The sequence below is a fragment of the Brevundimonas sp. UBA6550 genome (genome assembly GCF_002434505.1).
Classification (GTDB): domain Bacteria; phylum Pseudomonadota; class Alphaproteobacteria; order Caulobacterales; family Caulobacteraceae; genus Brevundimonas.
Genome location: NZ_DJKE01000003.1, coordinates 71,909 through 92,919, shown reverse-complemented (window position 1 = coordinate 92,919; position 21,011 = coordinate 71,909). Strand labels below are relative to the sequence as shown.

At 68.5% G+C, this 21,011-nt stretch carries 19 protein-coding genes; 9 read left to right on the top strand and 10 right to left on the bottom strand.

What is annotated here, in order from left to right; all coding sequences use genetic code 11:
• Positions 1-334: 334 nt before the first annotated feature.
• The 5 genes from B3Z70_RS02830 to dnaQ are packed head-to-tail and all read left to right on the top strand — an operon-like array spanning position 335 to position 3,997.
• Positions 335-1,219 carry a pyruvate, water dikinase regulatory protein gene (locus tag B3Z70_RS02830; protein ID WP_292044611.1) on the top strand — a complete coding sequence of 295 codons (885 nt, stop codon included), beginning with the start codon at positions 335-337 and terminating at the stop codon, positions 1,217-1,219.
• Positions 1,216-1,818, top strand: a complete 603-nt coding sequence (locus B3Z70_RS02825; protein ID WP_292023895.1) for a Maf family protein — start codon at positions 1,216-1,218, stop codon at positions 1,816-1,818. The genes B3Z70_RS02830 and B3Z70_RS02825 overlap by 4 nt, the downstream gene beginning before the upstream one ends.
• Complete coding sequence (locus B3Z70_RS02820; protein WP_292044610.1) at positions 1,815-2,621, top strand: shikimate dehydrogenase family protein; 807 nt, start codon at positions 1,815-1,817, stop codon at positions 2,619-2,621. The genes B3Z70_RS02825 and B3Z70_RS02820 overlap by 4 nt, the downstream gene beginning before the upstream one ends.
• Positions 2,618-3,268 (top strand): dephospho-CoA kinase, encoded by a 651-nt coding sequence (gene coaE, locus B3Z70_RS02815; protein WP_292024459.1) that lies wholly within the window; start codon positions 2,618-2,620, stop codon positions 3,266-3,268. Before B3Z70_RS02820 ends, coaE begins: the two co-directional genes overlap by 4 nt.
• Before the next feature lie 6 nt (positions 3,269-3,274).
• A complete protein-coding gene (gene dnaQ, locus B3Z70_RS02810) occupies positions 3,275-3,997 on the top strand; it encodes a DNA polymerase III subunit epsilon (protein WP_292024461.1) in 723 nt (240 codons plus the stop codon).
• Positions 3,998-4,195: 198 nt separating this feature from the next.
• On the opposite strand, the gene dapB is transcribed toward dnaQ, so the two are convergent.
• The 3 genes from dapB to dnaK form a co-directional block, all read right to left on the bottom strand.
• A complete protein-coding gene (gene dapB / locus B3Z70_RS02805) occupies positions 4,196-4,945 on the bottom strand; it encodes a 4-hydroxy-tetrahydrodipicolinate reductase (RefSeq protein WP_292024463.1) in 750 nt (249 codons plus the stop codon).
• A complete protein-coding gene (dnaJ, locus tag B3Z70_RS02800; RefSeq protein WP_292024465.1) occupies positions 4,942-6,144 on the bottom strand; it encodes a molecular chaperone DnaJ in 1,203 nt (400 codons plus the stop codon). Before dnaJ ends, dapB begins: the two co-directional genes overlap by 4 nt.
• A gap of 174 nt (positions 6,145-6,318) precedes the next feature.
• Complete coding sequence (dnaK, locus tag B3Z70_RS02795) at positions 6,319-8,226, bottom strand: molecular chaperone DnaK (protein ID WP_292024467.1); 1,908 nt, start codon at positions 8,224-8,226, stop codon at positions 6,319-6,321.
• A 326-nt stretch (positions 8,227-8,552) separates the two neighbouring features.
• Here dnaK and B3Z70_RS02790 point away from each other — a divergent pair, with 326 nt between their 5' ends.
• Positions 8,553-9,203 (top strand): alpha-ketoglutarate-dependent dioxygenase AlkB, encoded by a 651-nt coding sequence (locus B3Z70_RS02790; protein ID WP_292024469.1) that lies wholly within the window; start codon positions 8,553-8,555, stop codon positions 9,201-9,203.
• Here the strand turns inward: B3Z70_RS02790 and B3Z70_RS02785 are convergent.
• Positions 9,190-9,999, bottom strand: coding sequence for a siderophore-interacting protein (locus B3Z70_RS02785; protein ID WP_292024471.1), 810 nt, complete (start codon positions 9,997-9,999; stop codon positions 9,190-9,192). The two genes, B3Z70_RS02790 and B3Z70_RS02785, sit on opposite strands and share 14 nt — an antisense overlap.
• The gene (locus B3Z70_RS02780) at positions 9,996-10,625 is read right to left on the bottom strand and encodes a PadR family transcriptional regulator (protein WP_292044609.1); all 630 of its coding nucleotides are present in this window, start codon (positions 10,623-10,625) and stop codon (positions 9,996-9,998) included. Before B3Z70_RS02780 ends, B3Z70_RS02785 begins: the two co-directional genes overlap by 4 nt.
• 107 nt (positions 10,626-10,732) lie before the next feature.
• On the opposite strand from B3Z70_RS02780, the gene B3Z70_RS02775 reads away from it, so the two are divergent.
• The 3 genes from B3Z70_RS02775 to B3Z70_RS02765 all read left to right on the top strand — a co-directional run bounded on the left by B3Z70_RS02775 (position 10,733) and on the right by B3Z70_RS02765 (position 13,076).
• Positions 10,733-11,482, top strand: coding sequence for a dienelactone hydrolase family protein (locus B3Z70_RS02775; protein ID WP_292044608.1), 750 nt, complete (start codon positions 10,733-10,735; stop codon positions 11,480-11,482).
• A gap of 195 nt (positions 11,483-11,677) precedes the next feature.
• Positions 11,678-12,157, top strand: coding sequence for an Rrf2 family transcriptional regulator (locus tag B3Z70_RS02770; protein ID WP_292024478.1), 480 nt, complete (start codon positions 11,678-11,680; stop codon positions 12,155-12,157).
• Positions 12,135-13,076 carry an NAD(P)/FAD-dependent oxidoreductase gene (locus B3Z70_RS02765; RefSeq protein WP_292024481.1) on the top strand — a complete coding sequence of 314 codons (942 nt, stop codon included), beginning with the start codon at positions 12,135-12,137 and terminating at the stop codon, positions 13,074-13,076. Before B3Z70_RS02770 ends, B3Z70_RS02765 begins: the two co-directional genes overlap by 23 nt.
• Here B3Z70_RS02765 and B3Z70_RS02760 read toward each other — a convergent pair.
• From B3Z70_RS02760 to typA, 5 genes are all read right to left on the bottom strand, one after another.
• Positions 13,073-13,537, bottom strand: coding sequence for an OsmC family protein (locus B3Z70_RS02760; RefSeq protein ID WP_292024482.1), 465 nt, complete (start codon positions 13,535-13,537; stop codon positions 13,073-13,075). The two genes, B3Z70_RS02765 and B3Z70_RS02760, sit on opposite strands and share 4 nt — an antisense overlap.
• Complete coding sequence (trpS, locus tag B3Z70_RS02755) at positions 13,537-14,586, bottom strand: tryptophan--tRNA ligase (RefSeq protein ID WP_292024486.1); 1,050 nt, start codon at positions 14,584-14,586, stop codon at positions 13,537-13,539. The genes B3Z70_RS02760 and trpS overlap by 1 nt, the downstream gene beginning before the upstream one ends.
• Before the next feature lie 124 nt (positions 14,587-14,710).
• Positions 14,711-16,306 (bottom strand): murein biosynthesis integral membrane protein MurJ, encoded by a 1,596-nt coding sequence (gene murJ / locus B3Z70_RS02750; protein WP_292024488.1) that lies wholly within the window; start codon positions 16,304-16,306, stop codon positions 14,711-14,713.
• A gap of 36 nt (positions 16,307-16,342) precedes the next feature.
• Entirely contained in the window at positions 16,343-19,042 is a 2,700-nt protein-coding gene (glnD, locus tag B3Z70_RS02745) for a [protein-PII] uridylyltransferase (RefSeq protein WP_292044606.1), read from the bottom strand.
• 43 nt (positions 19,043-19,085) lie between these two features.
• Positions 19,086-20,918 (bottom strand): translational GTPase TypA, encoded by a 1,833-nt coding sequence (gene typA / locus B3Z70_RS02740; RefSeq protein WP_292024493.1) that lies wholly within the window; start codon positions 20,916-20,918, stop codon positions 19,086-19,088.
• Positions 20,919-21,011 lie beyond the last annotated feature (93 nt).

Genomic DNA, 21,011 nt, shown 5'->3' with positions numbered 1-21,011 from the left:
GGCGGAACAAAAGCGGATATCCCCGGCCCGACTATCGTTAACGGGGATGGTCGTCGGGGGGTTTTCCGCCGGTGGACAATCCCTAACGAAACCTTAACGACAAAGGCTTTGCGGGGCTTTGCGCCTGTGAACGCGGTTAAGCGGCGTTAACCTTCCATTAGGATTTTCCACAGCGAGGGCAAAACGGGTTTTCCGCCTTGGGATGAACCGGGCGCTTGCGGACGATGCGATCCACCCTCATCCCCGCTCGCGGCGTGAACCTTGAGCGGCTAAGACAAACGGCGCCCCGGCGATCCCCCGCCGTCCCCGAAGTTTCAACAGGGAGACCGACCGTATGAGCCCTGCCCGACCGTCCGGCGCCCGGCCGTCCAATCCCGGCCGTCTGGCCACCTATTTCCACGTCCATCTGGTGTCGGATTCCACCGGCGAGACGCTGAACGCCATGGCCAAGGCGGTCACCGCCCGCTTCGACGGCGTCATCCCGATCGAGCACATCTACGCCCTGGTCCGCTCCGACAAGCAGATGGAGCGGGTGCTGCAGGAGGTGGCCTCGGCCCCCGGCGTGGTTCTCCACACCCTGGTCGATCGCGGTCTGCGCGAACAGCTGGAAGAGGGGTGCCGTCGCCTGGACATGCCCCAGATCGGCGCGCTCGATCCCCTGGTGGGGGCCATGTCGCGCTATCTCGGCGCGGCCCTGTCGACCCGCGTCGGCGCCCAGCACGCCCTGGACCACGACTATTTCAACCGCATCGCGGCGCTCGATTTCGCCATGGCCTATGACGACGGCCAGGGCTCGCTGGAGCAGCTGGAGGGGGCCGACGTGGTGCTGTGCGGCGTCAGCCGGACGTCCAAGACCCCGACCTGCATCTATCTGGCCCACCGGGGCATCCGCGCGGCCAATGTGCCCCTGGTGCCGGGCCAGGAGGACGGCGAGCGGCTGACGAAGCTGAAGAATCCCCTGGTCATCGGCCTGACCGTCTCGCCGGATCGGCTGGTCCAGATCCGGCGCAACCGGATCGACAATCTGAACGCCAACCCCTCCTCCGCCTATACCGACCAGGAAGCCGTGCGCGACGAGACGATCAAGGCGCGCCGGGCCTTCGAACGGCGGGGCTGGCCCACCATCGACGTCAGCCGGCGGTCGGTCGAGGAGACGGCGGCGGCCATCACCAACCTGCTCAGCGAGCATCGCAACCAGAAGATCGGAACCACCTGGTGAGCGAGACGACACAGCCTCTGATCCTGGCCTCCAAGAGCGCGGCCCGGCGGGCCATGCTGGAAAACGCCGGCGTGTCGTTCGCCGTGCGCGTCGCCGACGTGGACGAGGATGCGATCAAGGCCGCATCCGGCGACCTAGACCCCGCCGCCCTGGCCGTCCGCCTGGCCGAGGCCAAGGCCCTGGCCGTGTCGCGCGACGATGAGGACGCCTGGGTCCTGGGGTCGGATCAGACCCTGGCCTTCGACGGCGGCTTGGTGTCCAAGGCCCGGTCGCTGGACGAGGCGCGCGGTCGCCTGAAGTCTATGCGCGGCCGGTCGCACCAGCTGCACTCGGGCGCCGCCCTGGCGACCAAGGGCCAGATCGTCTGGTCGGGCGTCGATACGGTGCAGATGCGGATGCGCGATTTTTCCGACGCCTTTCTGGACGCCTATCTTGCGGCCGAGGGCGAGGCCCTGCTGTCCTGCGTGGGATCCTATCGGCTGGAGGGGCTGGGTGCGCAGTTGTTCGAGTCGGTGGACGGCGACTATTTCACCGTCCTGGGCCTGCCGCTGTGGCCCGTTTTGGCGGAACTGCGCCGCGCCGGGGTTCTGATCCGATGACCGTCCAGGCCGGGGTCGTCGGCTGGCCCATCGCCCATTCGCTCAGCCCCCTGATCCACACGACCTGGATCGCGGCGGCGGGGCTCGACGCCGCCTATGTCGCCCATGGACCGGAGACGCCGGATCAGTTCGCGGCCCTGCTGGACCAGGGGCGTGCGGGCCGGCTGCGCGGACTGAACGTCACCGCCCCCTACAAGGAACAGGCCTTCGCCGCCGCGGATCATCTGTCCGACGCCGCCCGCCTGGTCGGGTCGGCCAATCTGCTGGTGTTCGAGGACGGGCGCATCGTCGCCGACAGCACCGACGGCCATGGGCTGATGAACGCCCTGGCGGAACAGGCGCCCGCTCTGCAAGTCGCCGGGCGGGCGGTGGTGATTCTGGGCGCCGGCGGGGCGGCCCGCGCGGCGGCGGGCGCCCTGGCGGCGGCCGGGGCCGAGGTCCGCATCCTCAATCGTTCGCGCGACCGGGCCGAACGCCTGGCCGACGATCTCGGCGCGGGCGTGACGGTGGTCGAGGAGGCGGACGCCTTCGCCGACGCCGTCCTGGTGGTCAATGCGTTGAGCGTCCGGCCCGATCTCGATGTGGCGCGGCTGGAGGCGGATACGGTGGTCATGGACATGACCTATCGCCCGCTGGAGACGCCGCTGCTGGCCGCCGCCCGGGCGCGCGGTATGGTCGGGGTCGATGGCCTGGCCATGCTGATCGGCCAGGCGCGGCCCTCGTATGAGGCGATCTTCGGCCGCCCGGTTCCCGAAACCGACGTGCGCGCGCGCGTGCTGAACCATCTGGGAGAGGCGCGGTGATCCTGATCGGCCTGACGGGCTCCATCGGCATGGGCAAGTCGACGACCACGGCCATGTTTGCCGACCAGGGCGCCGTGGTCTGGAACGCCGACCATGCGGTTCACCGGCTTTACGCCCCTGGCGGCGCGGCCGTGGCGGCTGTGGGCGCGGCCTTCCCCGGCGTGGTGGTGGACGGCGCGGTGGACCGCACGCGCCTGGCCGAGGCCCTGGGGCGAGACGAGACCGCCTTCAGACGGTTGGAGGCCATCGTCCATCCGCTGGTGGCGGCGGGTCGCGCCGACGATCTGGAGGCGGCGCGGGCGGCGGGCGTCCGCCTGGCCGTGCTGGACATCCCCCTGTTGTTCGAAACCGGCGGCGACGCCGGGGTGGATGCGGTGGTGGTGGTCTCGGCCGATCCCGCCATCCAGGCGGAGCGGGTGCTGGCTCGCCCCGGCATGACGCGCGAACGGTTCGAGGCCATTCTGGCCCGCCAGCTGCCCGATGCGGAAAAGCGCGCGCGCGCCGATTTCGTCATCGACACCGGCCAGGGCCTGGACGCCGCCCGCGCCCAGGTCGGGGCCGTGGTGGATGCGGTGCTGGATCCGGCGTGGATATCTCCGCGTCGCGGGCGTGCCGCCCTTTCGCCGGACGCCGAACGCCCCCATTAAGGGCCCATGGCGCGCGAGATCGTTCTGGACACCGAAACCACCGGCTTCGACCCCAAGACGGGCGACCGGCTGATCGAGGTGGGCTGTATCGAGTTGCAGGACCTGCTGCCGACCGGCCGCACCTTCCACCGCTTCGTCAATCCCGAGCGGCTGATCCCGCCCGATGCGATCCGGGTTCACGGCATCACCGACGACAAGGTCAAGGATGCGCCCAAGTTCGCCGAGATCGCCGACGATCTGATCGAATTCATCGGCGACGCGCAGATGATCGCCCACAACGCAGCCTTCGACCGGAACTTCATCGACTTCGAATACAATCGCTGCGGCCGGCCCATCACCGGGGAGGCGCGCTGGATCGACACGCTGAAACTGGCCCAGAGCCGGTTTCCGGGCATGCCCAACTCGCTGGACGCCCTGTGCAAACGCTACAAGGTGTCGCTGGTCGAGCGCACCCTTCACGGCGCCCTGATCGACGCCCGGCTGCTGGCGGAAGTCTATCTGGAGCTGCGCGGCGGCAAGGAGCGGGTGCTGGACCTGTCGTCGGGGCCGGTCGGACGCGGTCAGGGCGGGGTGGTTCAGGTCGCCGCCTATGGGCCTCGCCCCCGGCCCCTGGCCCCTCGCTCCACGCCAGAGGAACAGGCCGCCCACGTCGCCTTCCTGGCCAAGATGCTGAAGGATCGCTCGCTGTGGGACGCCTACGGCCTGCCGGTTCAGGAAGACGCGGCATAGCCAAGACGACCTTGGAAAAACGGTCGTCATTCCGGGGCTGAGCGGAGCGAGGAACCCGGAACCCAGGCGAGAAGTCTGGCTGCCAGGCGCGCTTTCACAAGCCGGACGTGGCCCTGGGTTCCGGGTTCGGCCCCGGAATGACGCGGGTGATTATTGACCGCATCGAAAACATAGCAGGGCGGTAATCGCCCTCAGACGTCAGGCTTGGCGAAAGCCCAGCACGTCCTGCATGTCGTAGAGGCCGGGCTGGCGGGTGCGGACCCAAGCGGCGGCGGCGACGGCGCCGCGGGCGAACAGCGACCGGTCGATGGCCGAATGGCTGAGGGTCAGAACCTCGTCCTCGGAGGCGAACAGCACGGTGTGTTCGCCCACGATCCCGCCTGCGCGGATCGAGGAAAATCCGATCTTGCCCGTCTCCCGCTCGCCCTGCACGCCGTCGTAGGGGGCGGTGCGCAGTTCGGCCAGATCGGCGAACCGGCCCTCGGCCGCCGCCTCGCCCAGCATCAGAGCGGTGCCGGACGGGGAATCCACCTTGCGGCGATGGTGGGCCTCGGTGATCTCGATGTCCCAGTCCCGGGCGTCCAGACGCTGCGCCGCGTGCTGGACCAGGCCGATCAAAATGTTCACGCCTAAAGAGAAGTTGCCGCTCTTGACGATGGCGACCTTCTCGGCGGCCTTCAGCAGCGCGGCCTCCTGCTCGGGGGTGAAGCCGGTCGAGCCGATGACCAAGGCCGGCCCGCCGTTCTCGGCCGCCTTTTCAGCCAGGGCGACCGAGGCGTCCGGCGTCGAGAAATCGATGATCACGTCGCACAGCGACAGGTCCGCGGTCTCGCCCCAGTCGAAACGGGCGGCGACCACCACGTCCTCGCGCGCGTCCAGAACCTGGGACACCGCGCGGCCCATCCGGCCGCGATAGCCGGAGATGCCGGCGTGGAAGATTGCGCTCAAGCCGCGTTTTCTTTCGACCCGTCCGCCTCCTGGTTGCCCAGGATGTCGGCCCAGAAACGCTTCGCCTTTCCGGCGAAGCTGGAATTGCGGGGGTTCTGCCCTTCCCCGAACGACAGGGCAAGCTCTTCCAACAACTCACGCTGGCGCGCGGTCAGATCGGTGGGCGTCTCGACGAACAGCTCGACCACCAGATCGCCGCGATTGCGGCCGTTCAGATGGGGCATCCCCTTGCCCTTGATACGCACGGTCTTGCCGGTCTGGGCGCCGGCGGGCACGGCGACCGAGGCCTTGCACTTGCCGTCGCAGGCGCTGGACACCAGGCAGGGCGCGTCGATCTCGCCGCCTAAAGCCGCCACGGTCATCGGCACGGGCACGGTGACCAGAAGGTCCAGATTGTCGCGTTCGAAAAGATCGTGCGGCGTCACCGAGATGAAGACGTAAAGGTCGCCGCGCGGACCGCCGCGCTGGCCGGCGTCGCCCTCGCCCGACAGGCGGATGCGCGAGCCGTCGTCCACGCCGGCGGGGATCTTCAGGTTCAGGGTGCGGGTCTTCCGCACCTGGCCGTGGCCGTGGCAGGTCGGGCACGGGTCGGCGATCATCTGGCCCTGGCCGTGGCAGCGGGGGCAGGTGCGCTCGACCTGGAAGAAGCCGTTGGCCTGGCGCACGCGGCCGGCGCCCTGGCAGGTGGTGCAGGTGACGGGCTTGGTCCCCGGCTTGGCGCCCGACCCCTCGCAGGTGTCGCAGGTCAGGGTGGCGGGGATGTCCAGTTCGACCTCCTCGCCCTTGTAGGCCTGCTCCAGGGTGATCTCGAGATCATAACGCAGGTCCGATCCGCGACGCGGCCCGCCCTGCTGACCCCGGCCCTGGCGGCCGCCGAAGGCGTCGCCGAACGCATCGCCGAAGACCTGGGAGAAGATGTCGTTGATGTCGGAAAAGCCCTGCTGGCCCTGGCCGAACGGATTGCCGCCCCCGCCGCCGTTCACGCCCGCATGGCCGAACCGATCATAGGCCGCGCGCTTGTTCGGGTCCGACAGCACCGTATAGGCCTCGGACACTTCCTTGAACTGGGCCATGGATTCTTCCGAGCCGCCGTTGCGGTCGGGGTGATGGATCATGGCCAGCTTGCGGTAGGCGGCCTTCAGACCGGGCGCGTCGATCGTGCGTTCGACGCCCAGAACCTCGTAATAGTCACGCGCCATCGGGCGTTCGTCCTCATACTTCCCCTGCCGGGCCCCTTTCGCCTCTGCGGGCGACGACGGAGCTACGGTGTCCCGGCTGACATGGGGGCCGGGACGAATGATGCAAGTTTCATGAAAAGACCCCGCCTATCGCAAGACAAGCGGGGCCGTATCATTTCAGCGACCTGTTGCGGATCAGGCGCTCTTCTTGTCGTCGCCGTCCGTGTCCGAGACGTCCTCGAACTCGGCGTCGACCACGCCGTCGTCGGCCGGAGCGGCTTCACCCTCGCCCGCGCCCTGCTGCTGGGCGTACATGGCCTCGCCCAGCTTCATGGAGGCCTGGACCAGGGTGTTGGTCTTGGCGCGGATGTCTTCGGCGTCCGTGCCTTCGCGGGCGGTCTTCAGCTCGGCCAGGCCGGTCTCGATGGCCGTCTTTTCGTCCGCGCCGACCTTGTCGCCGTGTTCGGCCAGGGCCTTCTCGGTCGAGTTGATCAGGCTGTCGGCCGCGTTCTGGGCCTCGACCAGGTCCTTGCGAACCTTGTCGGAGGCGGCGTTGGCCTCGGCTTCCTTGACCATCTTGTCGATGTCGGCGTCCGACAGGCCGCCGTTCGCCTGGATGCGGATCGACTGTTCCTTGTTCGTCGCCTTGTCCTTGGCCGAGACGTTGACGATGCCGTTGGCGTCGATGTCGAAGGCGACCTCGATCTGCGGCATGCCGCGCGGTGCGGGCGGAATGCCCATCAGGTCGAACTGGCCCAGCATCTTGTTGTCCGACGCCATCGGACGCTCGCCCTGGAAGACCCGGATCGTCACGGCCGACTGGTTGTCGTCGGCGGTCGAGAAGGTCTGGCTCTTCTTGGTCGGGATCGTCGTGTTGCGTTCGATCAGGGGCGTGAAGACGCCGCCCAGGGTCTCGATCCCCAGGGTCAGGGGCGTCACGTCCAGCAGCAGCACGTCCTTGACGTCGCCTTGCAGAACGCCGGCCTGAACGGCGGCGCCCAGGGCCACGACTTCATCGGGGTTGACGCCCTTGTGCGGCTCCTTGCCGAAGAAGGCCTTCACGGCTTCCTGGACCTTAGGCATGCGGGTCATGCCGCCGACCAGGACCACTTCGTCGATGTCCGAGGCCTTCAGACCGGCGTCGGCCAGGGCCTTCTTGCACGGCTCGATCGTGCGCTCGACCAGGTCGTCGACCAGGGATTCCAGCTTGGCGCGCGTCAGCTTGATGTTCAGGTGCAGCGGACCCGAGGCGTTCATGGTGATGAACGGCAGATTGACCTCGTACTGGGTCGTGGTCGACAGCTCCTTCTTGGCCTTTTCGGCCTCTTCCTTCAGGCGCTGCAGGGCCAGCTTGTCCTGGCGCAGATCGACCGACTGCTCCTTCTTGAACTCGTCGGCCAGATAATCGACCAGGCGCAGGTCGAAGTCCTCGCCGCCCAGGAAGGTGTCGCCGTTGGTGGACTTCACCTCGAACACGCCGTCGCCGATCTCCAGGATCGAGACGTCGAAGGTGCCGCCGCCCAGGTCATAGACGGCGATCTTCTGACCGTCGTTCTTCTCCAGCCCATAGGCCAGGGCCGCCGCGGTCGGCTCGTTGATGATGCGCAGCACTTCCAGGCCGGCGATCTTGCCGGCGTCCTTGGTGGCCTGGCGCTGGCTGTCGTTGAAATAGGCCGGCACGGTGATGACGGCCTGGGTCACCTTGTCGCCGAGGAAGGCTTCGGCCGATTCCTTCATCTTCTGCAGGATGAAGGCCGAGATCTGCTGCGGGGAGTAGTCCTTGCCGAAGGCGCGCACCCAGGCGTCGCCGTTCGGACCCTTGACGATCTCATAGGGCACCATGCCCTTGTCCTTGGCGACCACCGGATCGTCGAAGCTGCGGCCGATCAGGCGCTTGATCGCAAAGAAGGTGTTGGAGGGGTTGGTCACGGCCTGGCGCTTGGCCGGTTGGCCCACCAGCACTTCGGCGCCGTCCTGGATCGCCACGACCGAGGGGGTCGTGCGGTTGCCTTCGGCGTTCTCGATGACCTTGGGGGTCTTGCCATCCATGGCGGCCACGCAGGAGTTGGTGGTGCCGAGGTCGATGCCGATAATCTTGGCCATGGGCGTTCTTTGTCTCTCTCGTTCAGCGGGCGATGCGGCGGCCTTCGACGAAGCGCCGCGCGTGACCGCCCCCGGTTGGGTTGGCGTTGTAGTGGCCGGATAGCCCCAGTTTTCGCGGGGTTTCTCCGAAGCTGGCCCCGATATGGGAAAATCCCCCGGCCCCGCAAGGGCGATCTGCGATTCCGGCCGATCGAAGAACGATGAAAGTCGAGGCGCCGGTAATGGCCGAAACCGACGCATCAAGGTCGGTGACGGCCCGGACGCCTGGGTCTATGATTTCGGATCAGCGTTCACCAATGGCCAGGCGCCGACGCGCTCGCGCATCCATGTCCGTCAGATCAGCGACTACATCTGCACCGGTTGAGGTCGAAACCGCCGTCGAGGGCTTTCGGCTGTGGACGGACGCCTTCGATGCGGCGGGCCAGGCGGCGCTGGTCGCGGCTGTCTTTGAACGGCTTGAGCAGGCGCCGCTCTATCGGCCGATCACGCCGGGCGGACGGCCCTTCTCCGTCGAGATGAGCAACTTCGGTCCGCTGGGCTGGGTCTCGGATCGGGCCGGCTATCGCTATCAGGCGACGCATCCGATGACGGGGCGTCCCTGGCCCGCGATCCCGCCCGTGTTGCTGAACCTGTGGCGCGACACGGTGAACTGGCCCGAACCACCCGACGCCTGTCTGGTCAACCTCTATCGCGACGGGGCCAGGATGGGCCTGCATCAGGATCGCGACGAGGCCGATCTCGGCGCGCCGGTCCTGTCGGTGTCGCTGGGGGACGCCGCCCTGTTCCGCATAGGCCCGGCCGAGGGCGGCCGAACCACCAGCCTCCGGCTGAACAGCGGCGACGTCTGCGCCCTGACGGGGCCGGCCCGCCTGGCCAGGCACGGGATCGACCGCGTGCTGGCGGGGTCGTCGCGACTGATCCCCGGTGGCGGGCGGCTGAACCTGACGCTGCGACGGGCCGGCGTCAGTCCAGGCTGATCTTTTCCCCGCCGGCGCCGCCCTGTCGCCAATAGCCGGCGGCCTTCATCGCCTTGGGCGAGAAGCCCATCCCCAGCACCTTTGCGCGCAGGGCCTTGGCCACAGCGGCCTCGGCGGCGATCCAGACATAGGCGTCGGATGGATCGACCCCGGCCAGAGCCGTTTCGACCGCCGCAAGCAAGGTTTCGGCCCGGCCGCGCGGTTCGCCGTCGCGCGTCGCCCAGGTCAGGGCGACTTCGGCCTGGCTGTGCAGGTCAAGGCGCGACGCCGCATCCGCGACCTCGATCACCGCATGGGCGCGAACCTCGGCGGGCAACTCCTCCAGCCGGCGAGCGATGGCCGGCAGCGCCGTCTCGTCGCCGATCAGCACATGGTCGGCGAAGACGGTCGGCACGATGAAGGAGCCGCGCGGCCCGCCGATCGCCAGGACCGAGCCGATCTTGGCCCTCATCGCCCATTCGGTCGCCGGCCCGCCGTGCCCGGTCGCGAAGTCCAGCGTCAGCCGGTTCGTCGCCGCATCGTAGGCGCGGGGCGTATAGTCGCGGGCGACCGGGCGCGGTTCGGGAAAGATCGGCCCGTCCGGCCCCACGGTGGGCAGGATCGGGGCCTGGCCCTCGGCCGCAGGAAAGATCTTCACGTGATCGTCGAACCCCGGCGAGTTGAAGCCCGCCAGTTCCGGCCCCTCCAGCACGATGCGGCGCAGGTCGGGCGTCAGGTCCTGGACCGAGGCCACGCTCAGGGTGCGGAACTTCAGGTCGTGGCGCACCCGACGGGTGATGCGAAGGGCGTCGCTCATGCCTTTTCCACCTTATCGGCGGCCTCGGCCAGGATGGCGGCGATGGCCTGGACCTGGCCCTCGGTCAGGGCGGTTTCGCCGGTCAGCCGCGCATGGATGGTGTGGCGCAGGCGGCCGATGGCGTCGTGGATGGCGGCTGGCCGCATGGCGCGGGCGGCGAACTTGTCCATGGTCGCCTCGGCGGCCTTCAGCACCTCTTCGTTTTCCGCCAGCATGGCGCGGCCGGCGCCGGTGATGGCGTACAGCTTCTTGCCGCCTTGGGCCTCGGACTCCAGCGCGCCCATCTCCTCCAGCAGCGTCAGGCTGGGATAGATGACGCCGGGGCTGGGTGAATAGGCGCCGCCCAGTTTCGTCTCGACCGCCTTGATCAGCTCATAGCCGTGGCTGGGCTTTTCGGCGATCAGCGACAACAGCACCCAGCGCAGCGTGCCGTGGTCGAACAGACGACCGCCGCCGCGCCGGCCATGGCCGTGACCGCGCGCCTCGCGCCCCTCCCAGCCCGGTCCGAAGTCGGCGCGGCGCGGGCCGCGCATTCCCCGACCGAAGCCGTGGCCGAACCCGCCGTGGCGGTCGTGGTGTCCGCCGCAGTCGTCGCGACGGCCTTGAAAGATCCCCATGGATCTCATGATCGATTCCTTTTCGATATATCTGTTCACGACGATTTAGATATATCTGAATATCGAAATGCGCAAGAGGGCTGGTTTTCGCCTTCAAGCTGCGGCGTAAAGCGGGAATGGACGACCTGAAGCGCCGCTGGGCCCGCCTCGAACCGCACATGACCGTCGTGGGGCCGGACGACGCCGCGCCGCGGCCAGCGGTCCTGCTTTTTCACGGCTGCGGCGGCCTGCGCGATCACCTGCCGCGCTATGCCGAGGTCGCCAAGGCGGCGGGCTGGCGCGCCTTCGTCATCGATTCCTACGGTCCGCGCGGCTGGGGACGGGCCTTCACCCTGACGGCCGTCTGCACCGGCCTGTCGTTCCGGGGTTACGAACGGGCGGGCGATGTGCTGGCCGCCATCCAGGGCGTGTCCGCCCGACCCGACGTCGATGCGACCCGCCTGAGCCTGGGCGGCTGGAGCCACGGCGGCTGGGCCATCATGGAGACGATGAGCGCCAAGCCGACGCCCAACACGATGGGCGTGTCGAACCCCGGCGACGCCGACCTGTCAGGCGTCCGCGCCGTGTGGCTGATGTATCCCTACATCGGCCCCTTCGCCTTCAACCGGATGAAGCCGTGGCGGCATTGCCCCAAGGTGCTGGCCGTCACCTGCAAGAGCGATCACCTGACGACAGAGCGCAACGCAGACCGGGTCAACGCCATGATCCGCGACTGTGGCGCCCAGGTCGAAAGCTGGATCGCCGCCGGCACCCACGCCTTTGACGAGCCGACCAACAACGGCCCGATGCGCCATGACCCGGAACTGACCGAAGAGGCCCTGCGCCGTTTCCGCGCCTTCCTGACGGACGTCGCGCCGCATAACTGAAGTCGGACGTTGAAGCGGAGCAAGCCCATGAGGTTCATCCTTTCGAAACAGGAATGCGTGGCGCTGGTCTTCGCGGGCGGCGTGCTCTCGGGCGGCTTGCTGGCCGCTTTGGCGATCTGGATGAGCCTGCAGGCCTGAAAAGAATCTCAAGCGTCTGACTTGACGGCTCGTCCATCACGTAACAATTGAGGTTGCATGAAAAGAGACAGCCGCCTCTCCAACATTCTCCACGCCCTGCTGCACATGGCCGATCATCAGGCGCGGACGGGCGCGCCGATGACCTCGGACCAGTTGGCCGTCTGCCTGTCGACCAATCCGGTCGTGGTGCGCCGGACCATGGCGGGCCTGCGCGAACAGGGGCTGGTGGCGTCCGAGAAGGGCCACGGCGGCGGCTGGCGGCTGGCGCGTCCGCTGGATCAGGTCAGCCTGGGCCAGGTTCATGCGGCGCTGGGCGAGCCCGGCCTGATCCCCGACGCCCCGCCGGTCGAGGCCGAGGGCTGTCTGGTCGAGGCGGCGGTCAATGACGCCTTGGGCGAAACCTACGCCGCCGCCCGCGCCCTGCTGATCGCCCGACTGAACGAAATCACCTTGGCCGATCTGGCGGCGGACTTCTCGCGCCGGATGGCCGAACATCCAAAAAGGGATTTGCTCAATGCCCACGGTCACACGTCCTGAACCCATGCCTCACGACGCCCTGATCATCGGCGGCTCCTACGCCGGCCTGTCCGCCGCCATGCAGCTGGTCCGCGCGCGCCGCAGGGTGCTCGTCATCGACGACGGCCGGCCGCGCAACCGCTTCGCCGCCCGCGCCCATGGCGTGCTGACCAACGACGGCAAGCCCGGCGCCGAGATCGCAGCCGCCGCCCGCGCCCAGGTCGCCGCCTATCCCACCGCCGCCTTCCGCATGGCCGAGGCCGTGGCGGTCGAGCGGATCGACGGCGGCTTCCAGGTCGTCTTCGCCGATGGGACCAGGACCACCGGCCGGCGGCTGTTGCTGTCGCACGGAGTCGAGGACGTGCTGGCCGACATTCCGGGAGTCAGGGAGCGATGGGGCCGCACGGCCCTGCACTGTCCCTGGTGCCACGGCTATGAGATCGGCGGCGGCCCCATCGGCGTCCTGGGGCGCGGCGATCACGCGGCGGCCTATGCCGCGACCGTCGCCGAATGGGGCCAGGTGACGCTGTTCATGGGGATGGAGACGGGCCTGTCGCCCGAAGACGCGCGCCTGCTCTATCGGCGCGGCGTGACCATCGAGCCCACGCTCATCGCCCGGCTGGAGGGCGAGGCCCCGACCCTGACGGGCGTGCGTCTGACCGACAGCCGGTTCGTCGCCCTGAAGGCCATCTTCGTCGGCGCCAACGTCCGTGTCGCCAGTCCCTTCGCCGAACATCTGGGGTGCGAGATGACCGACACCCCCATGGGGCGGGTGATCAAGGTGGACGGAATGCAGCAGACGACCCAGCCCGGCGTCTTCGCCGCCGGCGACCTGGCCCGCGCCGCCTCCAACATCACCCTGGCGACGGCGGACGGCATGACCGCCGCCCACGCCCTGTTCCGGTCCCTGGTCGAGGAGGAGACGACGGGCGCCGTCTAGCCGATCGTCGCCTCGACTGTAATCGTCGCCCGCACCGAATGGGCCATTTCGCAATGGTCATGGGCCTGATGGTGCAGGGCGTCGATCTCGGCCTGGTCAGGCTCGCGGCCGGTGAAACTGGTGAAGGGGCGCAGCGTCACCTCGGCGAGGTAACGTTTGCCGTTGTCGTCCTTGCCCATAGCCCCCGACGCCTCGTCGGCATAGGTGTCGACGACAAGGCCGGCGTTGGCGGCGAAGGCCAGAAACCACAGCATGTGACAGCTGGACAGAGAGGCGATCATCGCCTCTTCCGGGTCGACGGCCGAAGCGTCCGACATCGGCAGGGGCACGCTGGACGGCGCGGACGATCCGGGCACGACCGCCCCGCCGTCGAAGCTCCAGGTGTGGGCGCGGCTGTAACGTTTATCCAGGAAGGGCTGGTCGCCGCGTTCCCAGACGATCCTGGCCTCATAGACCGCCATTACGCCCTCCAGAAGCCGACGATTGTCTTGACCTCGTCGACCACGGGGTCGGCGACCTCGGCGGCGCGTTCGGCCCCGTCCTTGAGCACCCGGTCGATCTCGGCCGGATCATCCAACAGGCGGCGCATCTCGGCCGTGACGGGCGCCAGGGACGACACCGCCAGATCGGCCAGGGCCGGCTTGAAGGCGCCGAAACCCTGACCGCCGAACTCGGCCATCACCTGCTCGCGGGTCTGGCCCGACAGCGCCGCATAGATGGCGACCAGGTTCCTGGCCTCGGGGCGGTCGTTCAGTTCTTCCAGGGTCTCCGGCAGGGGCGCGGGGTCGGTCTTGGCCTTGCGAATCTTCGACGCGATGGTGTCGGCGTCGTCGGTCAGGTTGATGCGGCTGTTGTCGGACGGGTCCGACTTGGACATTTTCGCCGCCCCGTCGCGCAGGGACATGACGCGCGTCGCCGGTCCCTGGATGACGGGTTCGGGCACGGGGAAGAAGCCGGGCACGCCGAAGTCGTTGTTGAACTTTGCGGCGATGTCGCGGGTCAGCTCCAGATGCTGCTTCTGGTCCTCGCCGACCGGCACTTCGGTGGCCTTGTACAGCAGGATGTCGGCGGCCTGCAGCACGGGATAGGTGTAGAGGCCGACCGAGGCGCGTTCCTTGTGCTTGCCCGACTTCTCCTTGAACTGGGTCATCCGGTCCAGCCAGCCGAGGCGGGCGACGCAGTTGAACACCCAGGCCAGATCGGCGTGGGCGCGCACCGACGACTGCGGGAAGATGATCGACCTGGCCGGATCGAGGCCCGAAGCCAGATAGGCCGCCGCGATCTCGCGCGTCTGGGCCGTCAGCTTCTCCGGCTCCTGCCAGACGGTGATGGCGTGCATGTCGGCGACGAAGACGAAGACGGGCGCGCCCTGGTCCTGAAGCTCGACGAACCGCTTCAGGGCGCCGAGGTAGTTGCCCAGGTGCAGGGCGCCGGAGGCCTGGATGCCGGACAGGATGCGGCGCGGGCCGGTGTAGGCCGGGGCGGCGGGGGCCGGGGTCTGGTCAGTCATGGATCGAATCTCGGAAAAACAACGTCAGGCGTGGCGAGGGGGAACGGCGGTTCAGCCGCGCCATCGCAGGTCGAAAATGAAGCCCGAGTTCATCATGGCCTCGCGCTTATCGGTTCGCCGCCGGTCAGTCCAGACCGGAGACCGCGCCGCCGCCCGGCTCGCGCCGCAGGGTGGCCTTCAGTTCCGACAGGGTGACGGCGCGAAAGGCCATCAGGCAGACGCCGTACAGCCCCGCGCCCGCGCCGCACACCACCAGAACCGCGATCTCCTTGGCCAGGAAGATGCGGCTCAGCTGCGGATAGAAGACGTCGGCGGCGAACAGCAGGGCGGCCATCATGGCGCTGGCGGCGACCACGCGGGCGAAGCGCGACAGGAAGGCGGGCGACGGCCGCCAGCTGTTCTCGCGGATCAGCACCCCGCCCAGCAGGCCGACGTTGATCCAGGCGGAGGTGCTGGTGGCGATGGCCAGGCCCAGCACCCCGTCCCAGCCCTGGGCGCGGAACCAGAAGAACAGGCCCGACCCCAGGATGACGGTCACGATCACGCTGGCCACGGCGAAGATCATCGGCCGGCGCGTGTCCTGGCGCGCGAAGAAGGGCGGGGTCAGCACCTTGGCCAGAACGAAGGCGGGCACGCCCCAGGCGAACTGGCGCAGCACGTCGGCGGTGCGGGCGGCGTCGGCCGAGGTGAAGGCCCCGCGCGTCACCGTGGCGTCGATGATGAAGAAGGGAATGACGAACAGGGCGACGGCCGCCGGCAGGGTGAAGGCCATGGCCAGGTTGACGCCATCGTCTAGGGTCCGCTGGCCGCCCTCGTGATCGCCGGAAACGAAGGCCTTGGTCAGGCGCGGCACAAGGGCCAGACCGATGGCGACGCCCACCAGCCCCAGCGGCAGCTGATACAGGCGGTCGGCGTTATACAGCACCGACCGCGCCCCCTCGTCCGACCCGGTCAGGAACTGCGACACTAGGGAGTTGATCTGCAGCGCGCCGCCGGCCAGCGCGCCGGGCACCGCCAGGGCCAGGGTATGGCGGACATTGGGCGTGATCCGGGGCAGGCCGATCTTCAGCCTCACCCCCAGACGCCGCACGCCCCACCACAAGAGGCCGGCCTGGATCAGGCCCGACACCGTCACCGCCGCCGTCACCACCAGCAGCACCCTCTCCTGCGGGATCGGCAGGATCATCGGCGGCAACAGGGCGGCCAGGGTGCAGAGGTTCAGAAAGACCGGAACGGCCGCCGACAGGGCGAACCGGCCGCCGGTGTTCAGCACGCCCGACAGCAGCGACGCCACCGTCATACAGGCCAGATAGGGCATGGCCAGCTGGGTCGCGATCACCGCCGCGCGCAAAACCTCGGGCTGGCCCTGATAGGCCGACAGCAGCCACGGCATGATCCACGGCATGATCACCTGCAGCAGGATGCAGAAACCCGCGACCACCGCCAGCATGAAGCTGAGCGCCTCGGACGCGGTGACGGCCGCCGCCTCCTCGCCCTCACGCGCCCGCACGCCGCCATAAACGGGCACGAAGGCTTGGGCGAAGGCGCCTTCGGCGAACAGGCGCCGGAACATGTTGGGCAGCATCAACGCCGTGGTGAAGGCGTCCATCATCGGCCCCTGACCGAACCGCGCCGCCAGCGTCATGTCGCGCACGAATCCGAGAATTCGGCTGCCCAGCGTCAGGCTGGACTGGACCAGGGTGTTGCGGGCGAGGCTCATGCGGACATTCGACAGGGCGCGGAAGACAAATGTCGCTTAGCGCGCTTGTTCGCCCGGCGATACGGGCTTGCGCGCCCGCCGGCCCAGTTCGGAGACGTCGCGGGCGCTGGCCCGGGCCGAGCGCACCTTGCGGCCGGCGGGCGCCGGCGCGCGGCTGTCCAGAACCACTTCCAGCGCCGTGCGCAGTTCGGCGATCCGCTGCTCGGACGTCAGTTTGCGTCCCTTGCGATCCACCACATAGAAGCTGTCCACCGCCCGCTCGCCATAGCTGGCGACGTGGGCCGAGCGGATGCTGAGACCCTCGTCGTTGAAGACGCGCGACAGGTCGGCCAGGAGGCCCGGCCGGTCAGCGCACGACACCTCGACCACGGTGGCGAGTTCGCTGGCGTGGTGATCCACCATGACCACGGGACGAACCTCGAAGGCGGCCTTTCGGGCGTTGCCGGCCGGCTGGGGCGCCTGGCCGATGCGGCCCTCCCCGCGCGCGGCCTTCTCCAGCGCCTCGACCAGGGTTTTCAGCCGGCGCGGCTCGGCCTGGCCATAGGGCAGGCCCGCCCCGTCCTGAACGCGGAAGACGTCCAGCACCACCCCGTCCTCGGTCGCCACGCGCGCGTCGGTGACGTCGGCGCCCAGGGCGGCCATGGTCTGGGCCAGGTCGGCGAACAGGCCGGGCCGATCGGCGGCGGCGATGGAGATTTCGGTGGCCTGGACGGGCAGCCCCTCGACCGGAGAGACCGGCGCCGCCTCGGCCGCCGCCCCGGTTCGGCGGGCGCGTTCGACCAGGGCCGGATGGACCGACAGCGGATCCTCGCGCGCCACGTCCTCGCCCCGGAACAGGGCGGCGACCCGATTGTAGAGGGTGCGCATCAGCTGACCCTTCCAGCCGTTCCACACCCCCGGCCCCACCGCCCGGATGTCGGCGACGGTCAGGACCAGCAGCATCCGCAGCCGCTCGGGGTCGCCGACCAGTTCGGCGAAGGCGCGGATGGTGGCGGGGTCGCTGAGGTCGCGCTTCTGGGCGTAGTCGCTGAGCGCCAGATGGCTGCGCACCAGCCAGACGACCAGTTCGATCCGGCGGGGATCGACGCCTAGCCGCTCGCAGGCCCGGCGGGCGGCGATGGCGCCGTCCTCCAGCTGCCCGCGCTCGCCGCCCTTGCCCACATCGTGCAGCAGCATCCCCAGCATCAGGGCTTCCATGTCCGAGATCAGATGCACGATCTCGCTGGCCATCGGATGGTCGGTCGTCAGCTTGCCGCGCGCGATGTCGTTGATGACGCCGATGGCCTGCAGCGTGTGCTCGTCCACCGTATAGGCGTGGTACATGTTGAACTGGGTCTGGCCGACGATCCGACCCCATTCGGGCAGGAACCGGCCCAGCAGTCCCGTCTCGTTCATGATGGTCAGCACGCGATAGGGCCGCTGCCCGTGCGCCAGCACGTCCAGGAAGGCGCGCGACGCCGCCGGATCGCGCCGCAGCCGGGGCGTCACCAGCGACAGCGACCGTGTGACCGCCGAAAAGGCGTCCGGGTGCAGATCCAGGTCCTGCTTGTCGGCGGCTGTGAACAGGGTCAGCAGCTTGACCGGATCGGCGGCGAACACCTCCGGCCCCTCGACCGACAGTCGCCCCTGGTCGATCCAGAAGCCGTCGATCTCCAGCTTGCGGCGCGCCGGACGGAATGGGGTCATCAGGCGGGACAGCCCTTGCGCCGTCTTCTGGTGCCGCGCCTCCAGCTTGGCCGACATGGCGCGGGTCAGGGCGCCGACGTCGCGGGCGACCAGGAAATAGCGGCGCATGAACCGCTCCACCGCCGGCTCGTCGCCGCGTCCGCGCCAGCCCATGCGTCGCGCGACCTCGGGCTGCATGTCGAACGTCAGCTTCTCCTCGGCCCGCCCCGCGATCAGGTGCAGGTGAATTCGCACCCGCCACAGGAAGTCGAAGGCCTCGTCCGAGGTCCGGCGTTCGCGCGGGGTGAACAGCTCGTCCATCACCGTCGCGCCCAACCGGCTTTCGGGCGCCAGCGACCGGGCGATCCAGTACAGGGTGTTCAGGTCGCGTAAGCCCCCCTTGCCGTCCTTGACGTTGGGTTCGACCTTGTAGCGGGTGGAGCCAACCTTCTCGTGGCGCACGGCCCGTTCTTCCAGCTTGGCGGCGATGAAGGGGCGCGGGTCGGACTTGGACACCATGTCGCGAAACCGACCGATCATCAGCTCGGCCAGACGCTGATCGCCGGCCAACGGTCGCGCCTCCAGTAGGGTGGTCCGCACTATCATGTCGGTGCGCGACAGCGACAGACACTCCTCGACCGAGCGCACGGACGGCCCGACCTTCACTCCCAGGTCCCACAGGACGTAGAGGACGAATTCGACCACGCTCTCGCCGCGCGGCGTGGCCTTGGCCGGGCGCAGGAACAGCAGGTCCAGGTCCGAAAAGGGCGCCAGCACGCCCCGGCCGTAACCCCCCACCGCCACCAGCGACAGCCGTTCGCTCTCGACGGCCGAAACCGGAAACAGCACCTCGGTCGCCACCCGCCACAGGGCCGTCAGCATCTCGTCGGCGGCCGAGGCGTACAGGCGGGCGACTTCGCGTCCCTTCAGTCCGGCGTCCAGCTTGCGTTCGACGCGGGTGCGGGCGGCGTCATAGGCCTCGCGCAGAACGAAAGAGACCGCCGCGCGCGGATCCTGCGCGGCGGCGGCCTCGTCTAGTCGGTCGTCCAGGTTGGGCGAAACGGGGGTCATGTCGCCGATATAGGCCTCAAACCCCCGCCGCGTCAGTCGGCGATTATTCCGGGCGAACGCGCTTCTTGCGGAACGAGGGGTTCAGGACCTGCTTGCGCAGGCGGATCGACTTCGGCGTCACCTCGACCAGTTCGTCGTCGTCGATATAGGCGATGGCCTGTTCCAGCGACATCTGGCGCGGCGGGGTCAGGCGAACGGCCTCGTCCTTGCCGGCGGCGCGGACGTTGGTCAGTTGCTTGCCCTTGATCGGGTTGACGTCCAGGTCGTCCCAGCGCGCGTTTTCGCCGATGATCATGCCCTGATAGGTCTTTTCGCCGGCGCCGACGAACATGACGCCGCGATCTTCCAGGTTCCACAGGGCGAAGGCGGCGGTGTCGCCGTCCGAGTTCGAGATCAGAACGCCCTTCAGACGACCGGCGATCGCGCCCTTGTGCGGCTCATAGTGGCTGAACACGCGGTTCAGCACGCCCGAACCGCGCGTGTCGGTCAGGAACTCGCCCTGATAGCCGATCAGCGAACGCGAGGGCGCCTTCAGGCTGATGCGGGTCTTGCCGGCGCCCGACGGACCCATGTCGGTCATTTCGGCCTTACGCGCCGACAGCTTCTCGATGACGATGCCCGAGAACTCGTCGTCCACGTCGATCATGACGTCTTCGATCGGCTCCAGCTTCTCGCCGTTCTCGCCGGTCTGGAACACCACGCGCGGACGCGAGATCGAGACCTCGAAGCCTTCGCGGCGCATGTTTTCGATCAGCACGCCCAGCTGCAGTTCGCCACGACCGGCGACCTCATAGGCGTCGCCGCCTTCGGTCGTGGTGACGCGGATGGCGACGTTGGCCTCGGCCTCCTTCAGCAGGCGGTCGCGGATGACGCGCGACTGGACCTTGTCGCCTTCGCGACCGGCCAGGGGGCTGTCGTTGACCGAGACGGTCATGGAGATGGTCGGCGGGTCGATCGGCTGGGCGTCCAGCGGCTCGGTCACCTCCATGGCGCACAGGGTGTCGGCCACGGTCGCCTTGGACATGCCGGCGATGGCGACGATGTCGCCCGCTTCCGAACCCTCGTCCAGGGCCTGACGCTTCAGGCCGCGGAAGGCCAGGACCTTGGTGATGCGGCCGCGCTCGATCTCCTTGCCTTCGCGGTCCAGGGCGTGGATCGCCATGCCGGGAACGGCCTTGCCGCTCTCGATGCGGCCGGTCAGCAGACGGCCCAGGAACGGATCGCTTTCGATCAGCACGTCCAGCATGCGGAACGGCTTGTCCTTGTTGGCCTGGACGGCGGGCGGCGGCACGTGGTCGACGATCAGGTCGAACAGCGGGGCCAGGTTGTCGTTGGGCTGGTTCAGGTCCAGCGTCGCCCAGCCGTTGCGGCCCGAGGCGTAGATGTGCGGGAAGTCCAGCTGCTCGTCCGTCGCGCCGATGGCGGCGAACAGGTCGAAGGTCTCGTTGTGGACCCGGTCCGGGTCGGCGTGGGCGCGGTCGACCTTGTTGATGCACAGGATCGGGCGCAGGCCCATCTTCAGCGCCTTGGTCAGCACGAACTTGGTCTGGGGCATGACGCCCTCTTCGGCGTCGACCAGGATGACGCAGCCGTCCACCATGCCCAGGATGCGCTCGACCTCGCCGCCGAAGTCGGCGTGGCCGGGGGTGTCGATGATGTTGATGCGGGTTTCGCCGGCCTTGCCGTTCCAGAGCACCGAGGTGCATTTGGCCAGGATGGTGATGCCGCGTTCCTTCTCCTGGTCGTTGGAGTCCATGGCGCGCTCGGTCGTCGCCTCATTGGCTCGGAACACGCCGGACTGGGCCAGAAGTTGGTCCACCAGGGTCGTCTTGCCGTGGTCGACGTGGGCGATGATAGCGACGTTGCGCAGGTTCATGAAGGGCTCGGCCGGACTGTGTTCGGTCGCGGAGGATCCGCGCCGCTGCAAGGGATGCAGGCATTGGGGGGAGAAAGTTTCGCGCGCCTCTTA